This window comes from Kitasatospora paranensis, from assembly GCF_039544005.1.
GTDB lineage: Bacteria > Actinomycetota > Actinomycetes > Streptomycetales > Streptomycetaceae > Kitasatospora > Kitasatospora paranensis.
Map to the genome: position 1 here is coordinate 1,131,026 of NZ_BAABKV010000001.1, position 12,249 is coordinate 1,143,274.

Here is a 12,249-nt window from a genome sequence, read left to right on the forward strand (position 1 = left end):
GTCAGAGCCGGCCGGGTCAGAGCCGGACGGTCGCTCCGCCGGTCAGGGCCTGCTCGGCGGCGGCGAGGATCTCGACCACCCGCAGGCCGAAGGCGACGTCGCAGGGGTGGGGCTCCCCGCCGCCGGCGGCGGCCAGCAGCGCGTCGACGGCCTGCTGAAGGGCGTCGACCGGGGGATGCCGTGGTCGGGCAGCCGGACGGTGCCCGACTCGCCGCGCAGCTCCAGCGCCACCCCGGCCGCGGCCGGCGGCGTGGTGAGGCTGAGCGCGAGGCTGCTGGTGGCGCCGCCGCTGTGGCCGAGCACCAGGTGCACGGTGTCCCCCGGCCCGGGGGCGGCGGTGACGACGTCGACGTCGCCGAGCACCGGGAGCAGCAGCGACAGCGCATGCGGGCCGAGATCCCACAGGGCGCCCTTGTCCCGGCGCCAGGGCGAGGCCGCGTACGGGCTGTCGGCGGTGAACACAGAGCCGAGCCAGTCGCACCGGGCGGTGAACCAGTCGTCGCGGGCGGCCTGCTCGGTGAGCCACGGCACCCGCTCGCCACCGAACCTCAGGGTGAAGAAGACGACCGAGGCGAGGCCGCCGGCGGCCACGGCGTCGGCGATCCGGCGGGCGTCCGGCACGGTCAGCGCGACCGGCTTGTCCAGCAGCAGGTGCCGGCCGGCCGCGGCCGCGCGGGCGGCCACGTCGGCCTGGGCCTGCGGGGCGAGGGCGACCGAGACGGCGTCCACGTCGGCCAGCAGCCCGTCGACGGAGTCGTAGGCACGGACGCCGTGCGCGGCGGCGATCTCGGCGGCCGCCTCCGGGCGACGGCCCCAGACCCCGGCGAACTCCACCCCGGGGTGGCCGGCCAGGGCGGGGGCGTGCACCGTGTGGGCCCAGGGGCCGGTGCCGAGCAGTCCGATCCTCATCGTGTGCGTCTCGTGTCTCTTCGGGGCCGGGGTGGCGTGCCGGGGGCTGCCGGGGTCAGCTCTCGACCCGGACGAGGGTGAAACCGTCGTAGCCCTTGGTGCCGACGGTCTGGATCGATGTCGCCGAGACCCGCGGCTCCGCAGCGATCGCGTCGTGCAGGCGGCGGACGCCCAGCACGGCCGGGTCGGTGGAGTCGGCGTCGGCGACCCGGCCGCCGCGGACGACGTTGTCGACGACGATCAGCGAGCCGGGCCGGGTCAGCTGCAGGGCCCACGAGAAGTACACCGGGTTGCTCGGCTTGTCCGCATCGACGAAGACCAGGTCGAACGGCTCGGCGCCCTCCTCGGCGAGCCGGCGGAGGCTGTCGGCGCCGGCACCCAGGCGCACCTCGGCGACCTCGGCGAGGCCGGCGTGCTTGAGGTTGGCCCGGGCGACGTCGGCGTGCACCGGGTCGATCTCCAGGGTGACCAGGGTGCCGTCGGCGGGCAGGGCCCGGGCCATCCAGATCGCGCTGTAGCCGGCGAGGGTGCCGACCTCCAGGATCCGGCGGGCGCCGACGGTCTGCGCGAGCAGCTGGAGCAGCTTGCCCTGCGGGGCCGACACGGCGATCTGCGGCAGCCCGGCCTCGTCGGCGGCCTGCTGGGCGGCCGCCAGTACGGGGTCATCGCCGATCAGACTGCCGGTGAAGTACTCGTCGACCGCCGTCCACTGCTGCTGGCTCACGCCCGTCTCCCCATCCGTCGCGGCCGGACCGGGTGTGCGGTCCGTCACCCGCACCCTAGCCGACCGCCGTCCGGGCGTCCCGCGACGACCGCCTGACGGTCAGTCGACGGCCGACTCGACGGGAGCGGCGGCGGGCTCCATCGGCTCGCCGCTCAGGCCGCCGGACTGCTCGGGGTGTTCGGCGCGGGCCTTGGCGGCACGGCGCTTCATCAGCCACGCGGATCCGACCCCGCCCAGCGCCGCGGCGACCAGCCCGATCCAGGAGAAGCTCTTGAGCCACTGCTCGGCGACCTTGCCGACCTGGTACACGAGCAGCGTGGTGCCGCCGGCCCAGGCGACGCCGCCGAGCACGTTGGCGATCAGGAACTTCCAGTACGGCATCCGCAGCGCACCGGCCAGCGGACCGGCGAAGATCCGCAGCAGCGCGATGAACCGGCCGAAGAACACCGCCCACATGCCCCACCGATGGAAGGAGCGCTCGGCGGTCTCCAGGTGCTCCGGCCCGAAGTGCCGGGGGAAGCGCCGGCCGAGCCGGTCGAAGAGCGGGCGCCCGCCGCGCCGGCCGATGGCGTACCCGATCGAGTCGCCGATCACCGCACCGAGGATCGCGCAGGCCGCCACCCACCAGGGGCTGACCACACCGCGGGCGGCCAGCAGCGAGGCCGTCACGAGGGCGATCTCGCCCGGCAGCGGGATGCCGATGCTCTCCAGCCCGATGATCAGTGCGATGAGCGCATACACCGAGGTCGGTGGGACGCCCTCGATCCACTGGTCGATGTGCAAGGCCGGTACCTCCGTGGCGGGACGAGACCGCGTCTCGGCTGGACTGCGGGGCCGGGGCGCACCCGGCCCGGCCAGGGCAGCCTAACGTGTTGACCCGCCCTTTACCTCAACGGCGATCTTCGGACGCAGGTTCCCGGCGCTGCCCGAGCCGTGGGACCGGCGGGGCGAGCGGGACCAGCGGGGTGAGCGGGGCTGCCGAGAGAGGTGGGACCGGCGGGGCGGGTGGTCAGGCCCCCGCTGGTCCGGTGGCAGCAGCAGCACCGCCAGCGCGGCGGCGCACGCCTTCGCCCGGGCGAGCGCGTCCGGCAGCCGGTCCGCGGTGAGCCGCGCGGCGGTGGAGCGCACGGCGAGGGCGAAGCGGGCCCGGCCCTCCCCGTCCAGCACCGGGACGGCGAGGGTGCGCACCCCGGCGGCGGACTCGCCGTCGTTCAGCGCGTGGCCCGACTCCCGGACCTTGGCGAGCTCGGCCTCCAGGGCGTCCGGGTCGGTGATCGTCCGGCCGGTGAAGGCGGTCAGCGGACCGAGCGCCGCCGGGCCGGGGTCGCCGGGGCCGGGCCAGGCCAGCAGCACCTTGCCGAGCGCGGTGGAGTGCAGGGGGCGGCGCAGGCCCAGGCCGTCCTCCGGGCGGACGGAGCCGCCGACCAGGATGACCGCGTGCGGTCCGCTGCGGATGGCCAGGTCGGCCGTGGCGCCCGTCCGGCGCGCCAGCAGGTCGAGCTCGGGGCCGGCGAGGTGCAGACCGCGCTGGTGGAAGCTGAGCCGGCCGAGCTCGGCGACGGTCGGGCCGAGGCGGTAGCGGGCGGTGTGCGCGTCCTGCTCCAGGAAGCCGGTGGAGACCAGCGTCCGCGCCAGGCGGTGGGCCGTCGACACCGACAGGCCCATCCGGCGGGCGAGATCGGAGGCACTGAGGTCGGGCCCGTTGTCGTGGAAGCAGTGCAGCAGGTTGAGCGCCCGGTGCACAGCCTGTGCTCCGGCGGGTGGTGGGGCGGTGACCTTGGCGGCCTCGGGCATGGCACCTCGCATCGGGGCAACTGCGGTACGGGGATCCCAGGTTATGGCAACCTGCGCCGCCGTATTGTGACGGCGGCATTGCAAGAGCGTGGCAAACATGAACATGCGATCCCATGATGTGGAAAGACTTGCTTCCGATTCGCCGGGCGTGGAACGCTCGGCGCAGTCGCCAGGACCGAACCGGAGGGAGCCGCACCGTGAACGCCAGCCAGTGCCGCACCTCCTGTTGTCGCTGACCGCACGCCCTTTCTCCCCGCGCCGCGAGCCCGCACCGCCGCCCTCCCCTTGCCATCTGATGGGCAGTGGGCGCGCACGCCGATGCCGCCGCGCCCACCTCCCTGCCGTCAGGAGCCGACCTGCCATGTCCGACCACGCCCCGGACACCCTCTGGTTCACCCGCTGCCCCGTCCCGACCGCCACCGGCATCGCCGCCGACCAGGGTTGGCTGACCGCCGAGTTCGCGGCCGACGGCATCGCCGTACGGTCGCTCCAGGACGCGGCGCCGGAGGAGGCCGCCGACCACCACTACACCCACGCCCTCGGCGCCCTCGTCCGCGAGGGCGGCAACGTCCCCGCGCTGTGGGCCCGTTCGCGCGGCGAGCAGACCCGGCTGATCGGCCTGACCTGGATCGAGGAGCGCCAGGCGGTCCTCGTCCGGGCCGGCAGCGGCATCCGTACCGCCGAGGAGCTCAAGGGGCTGCGGCTCGCCGTGCCCCGCCACCCCTCGCCGTCGACTTCTGGCGCGCGATGGCGCTCGCCGGATTCACCGGCGCCCTCGCACTCGCCGGACTCACCATCGACGAAGCCGAGTTGACCGACGTCCCGGCCGACGGCCACCGCGGCCAGTGGACGGCCGAACTCGCCGCCCTGCGCGACGGCCGGGTCGACGCGGTGTACGTCAAGGGCGCCCTCGCCGTCGAGGCGGCCCGCCGCTTCGGCGCCGAGGTCGCGATCGAACTCGACGCCGCCCCCGACCGGCGCCGCCGGGTCAACAACGGCACCCCACGGCCGATCACCGTCCACCAGCGGCTGCTGGACGACCACCCCGACCTCGTCGCCCGCTTCCTCGGTGTCCTGCTCCGCGCCGCCGACTGGGCGGCCGAACGGCCCGAGGACGTCGCCCGGATCCTGCGGGCCGAGACGGGCGCCGGAGCCGAGGGCGTCGCCGGAGCCTACGCCGCCGGCAGCCACCGCACCCTGCACCTCGACCTCTCCGAGGAACGCCTCGAACTGCTCGCCCAGCAGGAGCACTTCCTGCACGCGCAGGGCTTCCTCGCCGGCCGGGTCGACGTCCGCGCCTGGGCCGATCCGGCCCCGCTCGCCGCCGCCCGCCGGTCCGCGTGATCCCCCCTCAGCATCGCACCCGTCAAGGAGATGCCACCGTGCACACCCGCCGCCTCGCCCTCGCCACCGCCCTGACCGCCGCGGCCGCCCTCGCGCCGACCGCCTGCTCATCCGCCGGCACCACCACCGCCTCCTCCGACAGCAGGAACTCCGAGGTGACGCTGCGGATCCCCGATCCCGGCAACTCCGGCTTCCTCGCCAAGGGAAAGAAGGACGGCTCGCTGGAGAGAGCCCTCGCCGCCGTGCACGCCAAGGTGGCCTGGACCGGCAGCGCCGGGCCGTTCGCCCCGGCCGCACAGGCCCTCGACGCGCAGCAGCTCGACGTTGCCCAGGGCTCCATCACCTCGGCCGTCGCGGCGCTCGCCCAGAAGCCCGGCTTCAAGCTCTTCGCCCAGACCGCACCCGACCAGGCGGGCGAGGGCATCCTGGTGAAGAACGGCTCGCCCATCAGGACGGTCAGGGATCTGATCGGGAGGAAGGTCGCCTGCTCGCAGGGCGGCACCAGCGAATACCTGCTGCTCAAGGCCCTCAAGCAGGCGGGGATCTCCCCGAGCAGGTCCAGCGGGTCTACCTGCGCGCCGACCAGACCGCCGGCGTGTTCAACTCCGGCCAGGTGGACGCCTGGGCGACCTGGGGCACCTTCGCCGTCCCCGCGATCGCCAACTCCGGGGCGCACTTCCTCGTCGACGGCAAGGCCGTCGGCTCCGACAACTACGCGGTGTGGGCCGTCCGCACCGGCTTCGCCGACCAGCACCCCGAGGTCGTCAAGGCCTTCTACGGCTACCTGCACGAGAACGGGCAGAAGGAGAAGGCCGATCCCGCCGCGTACCTGAACGTCTTCACCGACGCCGGCCCGACCGCCGTCACCCCGGCCGAGAAGGACCTCGCCGTCAGCGTGGCCCGCCAGCGCGCCGTGGACTCCCCGATCACCGAGGCCGACATCACCCGGTTCGGCACGGTCGCGGCGTTCTTCACCGAACAGAAGGTCACCAAGTCGACGGTGGACGTGCGGCCGTACCTGATCGACGTCAACAGCCTCGGCGGGGCCGCGAAGTGACCACCGCCACAGTCGTCGACGAGGCCGCTCTGCGGGCCTCCGGCCTCGTCGAGCCGTACCCCCAGCTGCCCGCCCACCGGCCGCGGCCGCTCGCCCTCGGCCTGCGCGTGCTCGGCCCGCTGGGCCTGCTCGCCGCCTGGCAGACGGCCTCCGCGACCGGCGCGCTCGCCCCGGACGTCCTGGCCTCGCCCGGGCAGGTCGTCCGGGCCGTCGGGGAGCTGTGGGGCAACGGCCAACTGCCGGCCGCGCTCACGACCTCGCTCACCCGGGCCGGCCTGGGCCTGCTGATCGGCGCCTCTACCGGCCTGGTGCTCGGCGTGGTCACCGGCTTCTTCCGGCTCGGCGAGGAGCTGCTCGACTCGGCCGTCCAGGTCCTGCGGACGGTGCCGTTCCTCGCCCTGGTTCCCCTGTTCATGGTGTGGTTCGGCATCACCGAGACGGCCAAGGTCGCCCTGATCGGCGTCGCCACGAGCTTCCCCATGTACGTCTCCGCCTCCGGCGGCGTGCGCAACACCGACCGCAAACTCGTGGAGGCCATGCGCAGCTTCGGCCTCGGCCGCTGGGCGGTGGTCCGCGAGGTGGTCCTGCCCGGCGCGCTGCCGGCGCTGCTCTCCGGGCTGCGGCTGTCGATGACGCTCAGCGTCATCGCGCTGATCGCCGCCGAGGAGATCAACTCGACTGAGGGGATCGGCTATCTGATGGCCCAGGCGCAGAACTTCTCGCGCACCGACGTCCTGGCTGTCTGCATCCTCGTCTACGGGCTGCTCGGACTGCTCGCGGACGGCGTCGTCCGCGGCCTGGAGCGGCTGCTGATGCCGTGGCGGGCACCGCGCACCGCCCCGGCGGGCGCGGCCGGGAAGCCGGTGGCCCGATGAGCGCCTCCACCACCCGCCCGTCCGCCCGGGCGTCCGTCACCGGGGCGTCTGTCAGCCGACCGACGGGCACCGGCCTGCCGGACACCCCGTTGCCCGCCGTCCACCTGCGCGGCCTGCGCCGCGCCTTCGGCACCCGCGCCGTCCTGGACGGGATCGACCTCGACATCGGCCGCGGCGAGTTCCTGGCCCTGCTCGGCGCCAGCGGCACCGGCAAGACGACCCTGCTGCGCATCCTGGCTGCCCTGGACCGGGCCGACGCGGGCACCGTGCTGGTGCCCCCGGCGCGCACGGTCGTCTTCCAGGAACCCCGGCTGGTGCCGTCCAAGCGCGTGCTGGGGAACGTGACGGTCGGCCTGCCGCGCGGCGCCCGGACCATCGGGACCGCACGGCGGGCGCTGGCCGAGGTGGGTCTCGCCGACCACACCGACGCCTGGCCGGCCACCCTGTCCGGCGGCGAGGCACAACGCGTCGCACTCGCCCGCGCGCTCGTCCGGGAGCCCGAACTCCTGCTGCTGGACGAGCCGTTCGCCGCCCTCGACGCACTCACCCGGCTGCGGATGCAGGATCTCGTCGGCGAGCTGTGCCGCACGCACCGTCCGGCCGTACTGCTGGTCACCCACGACGTGGACGAGGCCATCCGGCTCGCCGACCGCGTGGCCGTCCTGCGGGACGGCGCGCTCGTCCGCGACGAGGGCGTGGACATCGCCCGCCCGCGCGACCCCGCGGACCCTGCCTTCACCACCCTGCGCCGCAGGCTCCTCACCGACCTCGGCGTCCACCCCGAACCCACCTGACCCCGAAGCCTCCTGACCCCGAGCCTCCTGACCCCCGACCACTCCCGGAGCGAACTCCCATGACCGTCACCGTCGGTGTCCACCGCAGCAACCCCTCCCTCCACCACTTGGCCCGCCTGGACTTCCTCCAGGAGGAGCTCGCCCCGCTCGGCGAACGGGCCGCCTTCCACCACTACACGGACGGCACCCGGACGGGCGAACTGCTCGCCGAGCGCACCATCGACTTCGGCGGCACCGGCTCCACCCCGCCGATCACCGCCCAGGCCGCCGGCCACGACCTCGTCTACGCCGCCGTCTCGGCGCCGCGGCCCGACCACGGCGCGCTGCTCGTTCGGGCCGACGGCCCGATAGCCGACATCGCCGACCTCAAGGGCGCCACCGTCGTGCTCGGCATCGGATCCTGGCAGACCCACCTGCTCGCCAAGGCGCTGCACCGGGCCGGCCTCTCGTACGGTGACGACATCACCGCCGAGCGGCCGCGCGGCGACGAGGCCGAGCGCCTGCGCGCCGGTGCGATCGGCGGCTGGATCGCCCAGGGCGCGGACCTGGCCGCCGCCCACCGCGGCGGCGAGTTCCGCGAGCTGGTCCGCACCGGCGACGTGATCACCGACCGGTCGGTCTTCTTCACCCGGCGGGACGTCGCCACCGAGCGGCCCGAGATCGTCGCGGCGATCGTGACCGCCCTGCGGCGCGCCGACGCGTGGGCAGCCGCCCACCTCACCGAGGCCGCGGCCATCGCCGCCGAGGACCAGGGCGGCAGCGTTGAGGACTGGCGGACGGCGCTGGCCGCCCTGCCGTGGGAACTCGAGCCCGCCACCGCCGGGTTCATCGCCGAACAGCAGGAGGCGGCGGACATCTTCCGCCAGGTCGGCTTCCTCGACGGCCCGGTCACCGTCGCCGACGCCCATCTGCCCGCGCTGGAGCAGATGGTGGCCGACGCCATCCGCAAGGGGGCCTGACCGATGGCTCCGGAAGTCCTCTGGTACATCATCCCCCGCGAGGGCCACTACCCCTGGGAACCGGCCGGCCGGCGCCCGGCCGGCCTCGGCTACCTCCAGCAACTGGCTTCCACCGTCGAACGCCTGGGCTACACCGGCGCGCTGCTGGCCACCGATCAGTACGACGTGTGGGCGCTCGGCAGCGCACTCGCCGCCGCCACCGGCCCGGCCTTCAAACCGCTGCTCGCCGTCCACCCCGGCCTGGTCTCGCCCACCCTGCTCGCCAAGATGGCGCTGTCCTTCGAGCACCTGCACGGCGCCGGCCGTCTCCGGTTCAACGTCGTCAACGGGTCGACCGCCCAACTGCGCGAGTACGGGCTGGACGTGGAGCACGACGACCGCTACCGGCTGTCCGCCGAGTACTGGAGCCTGGTCAAGCGCCTCACCGCTGGCGAGGTCCTCGACCACCGCGGGGAGTTCTTCCGGCTCAGCAACGCCGGCGGGTCCTTCCGCGACCTGCCACCGCTGCGCGAGGGGCATGTCCCTCTCTGGTTCGGCGGCTCCTCCGAAGCGGGCATCGAGATGGCCGCCGAGCACGTGGACGTCTACCTCACCTGGGGCGAGGCCCCGCACCTGCTAAAGGAGAAGCTGGAGCGGGTGCGCGAACGCGCCGCGGCGTTCGGCCGCACACTGCGCCTCGGCCTGCGGCTGCACCTGATCGTCCGTGACACCGAGGAGCAGGCCTGGGCCGCGGCCGACCGGCTGCTGGAGGTCACCAGCGAGCAGACCTACGCCCGGCAGCTCGGCGGGGCGCTCGGCGAGGACGGCGTCGGCTGGCAGCGGCAGTTCCGCCAGCACGGCGGCAAGGTGCCCGCGCACGCCCGCGAACTGGAGGTGCACCCCAACCTGTGGCCGGGAATGAGCCTCTTCCGCCCCGGCCCGGGCACCGCACTCGTCGGCTCGGCCCCACAGGTGATCGAGCGGCTGAAGGAGTTCCAGGCCCTCGGCGTGGACACCTTCATCCTCTCCGGCAACCCCCTGCTGGAGGAGGCCTACCGCATCGCCGAGACCGTCCTTCCCGCGCTGGATGTCGAGCGGCCGGCGGCGGGAAGGTGAGCGCAAGCGGCGAACCGCCCCGGTAGGGCTCAACCCAACGGGCGATGAGGTCGCGAACCTCGTGGGCGCAGGTACTTCATCTGTCCCCGAGGTCCGCGAAAACCTGCGTTCACGAGAGGAGCGTGCATCACGCCTGGCTGTCCGACTGCCCCTCGTCGTCGGACGGGTCGGACGTCGGCAGAGCGTCTTCCTCCCGGAGCAGTTCGATCACGCCGATCGCGTCATCGTCCTGCCCGAGGTCTGCGTCGTAGGAGGACGGGACGCCAGCCAGGTCACAGCCGGACTTCTCGATCAAGAACCGCTCGCGGTAGGCGTCGCGTGCCGAAACCGCAATTCGATCGATGAGCATGTAGCTCAGCCCCGCACCGACAGCCATTCCGGCGACAGGCACGAACTGTCCGAGCTTCCTCTTCGGCAGCTGCTGGGCGAACTTCGCCGCGAAGCTCTGGGCGATCCTGGTCAGGACCTTCTCGTTCAACTTGGCCCAAGGCGCGTTCCTCGCCAGCAGCTGGGTGAGTTGGGACAGTTCAGCGTAAGCGGCTGTCTTCGCCGATGTGCCGGTGGACATTCCGAGGGCAATCACCGACATCGCGAAGAGCTCTTCCTCGGGATCGCTGGGGCAATACCCGTAGCAGAGAGCTGTGGCGGCGACCACTCGCGTGGCAAGGGCGAGCATCATCGCAGCGTCGGCGACCATCGCCCCGGCCACGGTTCCGAATCCCGGTGCGGCACCCGCGCCTGCGCCGGCGATTGTTCCGGCGCTGACGAGGACTTCTCCGCCGGTCACGGCTGCAGCTGAGCCAAGGCCGGTTGCTGCTGCCGAGAGCGCGTGCCCGTACCTGACCAGGTTGTGCCTCGCGACCTCGTCGACAACCCTGAGGTCAAGGCCTCGGATTTCGTCCAACCCGGCGAGGTCATGTCCGGCTCGCCGATATTGCTCAATGACACGGTTCTTGCTCACCGTCCGACTTGCGGTTCCTCCCACGGCCTTGCCGAGGCCCTTGGCGGCTCCGCCGTAGGCAGCAGCCACCTTGCCGGCCCCAGGTGCGCTCATCGCCTTCTGGCCCAGCGAAGCGAGTCGATCCCGGGCCTGCTGCGGAAGAAGGCTCCTTGCCTGCTTGTTGAGGGAAGCCGCCTTCCGCTCCTGGAGTCGGTCCCACTCCCGCTGTTCGTATGTGGAGAGAGCCATGTCGCCGCCTCTTTGTCGGAGCGTTTGGAAGCTGTCCCGCGCAACATTCGCCGACTCCGCACGACGAACAGGGCAACACCCTTACCGCGAAGGCTGGTTGGCAGCTGATGAACCCGTCGGGGAAGAACATCGTGGAGCAGAATACGCGTTCCAGGAGGTCCGCGAACATGACCCCGCAGAATTGCCGCAAAGTCTCTTTTGATCACTTGGGGGTGGTTGGGTGGACCTTGGCCATGCAGTGGGCCAGGCATGAGGCATGCTCGGGTCTTCGGCAAGTGGGCGGAACGCAACCTTGCCGACGCCCGCAGCGTGAGCGTTGACATCGAAGTGGACCAGCCAGGCAAGGTGGCACGGGGAGGCACCCGTCACCGCACTCCAGATGGAGGCCTCTTGACAGTTGCTCACCTGTCGGATTGCGATTTCTCCGCCATGTGCGCCTGCATTGGGATGCCGGTAACGAACGGGTCGGTACCGAGCCCGATCACACAGCGGTAGTACCGGCGACCTCTCGCGAGAGGTGCCCGGCGAACGCCCCGGCTTGGGTCAGGCCGCTTGGCAGGTCACGCTGTCCACCGAAACGCATCCTGGTCAACCGGCCTCAACCACGGATCGTCTTCAAGAGGGCGGACCTGCAACATGTCGCCACCCCTCCGTCTACGACCGCTCGGGCAGCCCGGCGAAGTCCAGGACGGTGACCGAGGGGCGTCGGGTGGCCAGCGGCGGGAGGGTGAGTGCGAACGGCAGCAGGGCGCCGACCGGTCCGCGTCCACCGGTCGGCCCGACGTCCCGCACCGCGCCCACCGCCGGGCTCGCGGTGCGGAGCTTCGCGCGCTCACCGGCGTCCATCCCCCACGGCATCGGGGGCGCCTGGTAGCCCGCGGAGCGCATCCGGCCGGTCAGGGTGAGCCGGCTGAACCAGCGCGGGACGGCGTCGAACACCATCGAACCGCCCGGGAAGCGCTCGGCGCAACGCGCGATGAGGTCGCGGACCTCGGGCGGGCGCAGGTACATCAGCAGTCCCTGGGCGGTGATCAGGACGCCGCGCGAGGGGTCGATCTCGTCCGGCCAGCCCGGATCGGTCACCGAACGGGCGATCAGTCGCTGGCGGGGGCCGGGCGGCAGCAGGCGCTCGCGCAGCGCGACGGCCTCGGGGAGGTCGACCGAGACCCACTGGGCACGGCCGTTGTCGACCCGCCAGAACTGCGTCTCCAGGCCCTCGCCGAGACAGACCACCGTGCCGCGCGGCTCCCGGGCCAGGAAGTCGGCGACCTCGCGGTCGAAGCAGGCCACCCGCAGGGCCTGCAGTTGGCCGAGGAGGCCGCCGTCGGCGCCGAACCGGTCGGCGAAGGGGTAGTCGATCAGCTCGACGAGCTCGACCGCCTTGGGGTCCGGCAGCACGGTGTCGGGCCGGCGCGCCTCGACGGCGCGGTGGTAGAGCGTCCACAGCGCGGTCTCGGGCACCGCCCCCAGGTCCGCGGTGACCTTCTCCGGCTGCTGCACCGTCATCGT

9 protein-coding genes and 4 pseudogenes are annotated in these 12,249 nt (G+C 73.0%); 7 read left to right on the plus strand and 6 right to left on the minus strand.

Annotated elements, in window-relative coordinates; genetic code table 11:
- Positions 1 to 16: 16 nt before the first annotated feature.
- The 4 genes and pseudogenes from ABEB13_RS05755 to ABEB13_RS05770 all read right to left on the minus strand — a co-directional run.
- Positions 17 to 909: pseudogene (locus ABEB13_RS05755) on the minus strand (Gfo/Idh/MocA family protein).
- Positions 910 to 964: 55 nt separating this feature from the next.
- Positions 965 to 1,633 carry an O-methyltransferase gene (locus ABEB13_RS05760; RefSeq protein ID WP_345704570.1) on the minus strand — a complete coding sequence of 223 codons (669 nt, stop codon included), beginning with the start codon at positions 1,631 to 1,633 and terminating at the stop codon, positions 965 to 967.
- Positions 1,634 to 1,732: 99 nt separating this feature from the next.
- Positions 1,733 to 2,416 carry a DedA family protein gene (locus ABEB13_RS05765; RefSeq protein ID WP_345704571.1) on the minus strand — a complete coding sequence of 228 codons (684 nt, stop codon included), beginning with the start codon at positions 2,414 to 2,416 and terminating at the stop codon, positions 1,733 to 1,735.
- Between the two features lie 228 nt (positions 2,417 to 2,644).
- Positions 2,645 to 3,427 (minus strand): annotated as a pseudogene (locus ABEB13_RS05770) (IclR family transcriptional regulator); the annotation flags it as partial.
- 361 nt (positions 3,428 to 3,788) lie between these two features.
- Here ABEB13_RS05770 and ABEB13_RS05775 point away from each other — a divergent pair.
- The 7 genes and pseudogenes from ABEB13_RS05775 to ABEB13_RS05805 all read left to right on the plus strand — a co-directional run bounded on the left by ABEB13_RS05775 (position 3,789) and on the right by ABEB13_RS05805 (position 9,551).
- Positions 3,789 to 4,771, plus strand: a pseudogene (locus tag ABEB13_RS05775) (ABC transporter substrate-binding protein).
- A gap of 254 nt (positions 4,772 to 5,025) precedes the next feature.
- Positions 5,026 to 5,265: pseudogene (locus ABEB13_RS05780) on the plus strand (ABC transporter substrate-binding protein); the annotation flags it as partial.
- A gap of 101 nt (positions 5,266 to 5,366) precedes the next feature.
- Positions 5,367 to 5,828: a substrate-binding domain-containing protein gene (locus ABEB13_RS05785; RefSeq protein ID WP_345710002.1), complete on the plus strand. Its 462-nt coding sequence runs from the start codon at positions 5,367 to 5,369 to the stop codon at positions 5,826 to 5,828.
- The gene (locus ABEB13_RS05790; protein ID WP_345704572.1) at positions 5,825 to 6,703 is read left to right on the plus strand and encodes an ABC transporter permease; all 879 of its coding nucleotides are present in this window, start codon (positions 5,825 to 5,827) and stop codon (positions 6,701 to 6,703) included. The genes ABEB13_RS05785 and ABEB13_RS05790 overlap by 4 nt, the downstream gene beginning before the upstream one ends.
- Positions 6,700 to 7,497 (plus strand): ABC transporter ATP-binding protein, encoded by a 798-nt coding sequence (locus ABEB13_RS05795; RefSeq protein WP_345704573.1) that lies wholly within the window; start codon positions 6,700 to 6,702, stop codon positions 7,495 to 7,497. The genes ABEB13_RS05790 and ABEB13_RS05795 overlap by 4 nt, the downstream gene beginning before the upstream one ends.
- A gap of 59 nt (positions 7,498 to 7,556) precedes the next feature.
- Positions 7,557 to 8,456, plus strand: a complete 900-nt coding sequence (locus ABEB13_RS05800; protein WP_345704574.1) for an ABC transporter substrate-binding protein — start codon at positions 7,557 to 7,559, stop codon at positions 8,454 to 8,456.
- A 3-nt stretch (positions 8,457 to 8,459) separates the two neighbouring features.
- Positions 8,460 to 9,551 carry an LLM class flavin-dependent oxidoreductase gene (locus tag ABEB13_RS05805; protein WP_345704575.1) on the plus strand — a complete coding sequence of 364 codons (1,092 nt, stop codon included), beginning with the start codon at positions 8,460 to 8,462 and terminating at the stop codon, positions 9,549 to 9,551.
- Positions 9,552 to 9,678: 127 nt separating this feature from the next.
- Here the strand turns inward: ABEB13_RS05805 and ABEB13_RS05810 are convergent, their stop codons facing one another.
- Both ABEB13_RS05810 and ABEB13_RS05815 read right to left on the minus strand, forming a co-directional pair.
- Entirely contained in the window at positions 9,679 to 10,740 is a 1,062-nt protein-coding gene (locus ABEB13_RS05810) for an EcsC family protein (protein ID WP_345704576.1), read from the minus strand.
- Positions 10,741 to 11,394: 654 nt separating this feature from the next.
- Positions 11,395 to 12,246: a class I SAM-dependent methyltransferase gene (locus ABEB13_RS05815; RefSeq protein ID WP_345704577.1), complete on the minus strand. Its 852-nt coding sequence runs from the start codon at positions 12,244 to 12,246 to the stop codon at positions 11,395 to 11,397.
- Positions 12,247 to 12,249: the final 3 nt, after the last annotated feature.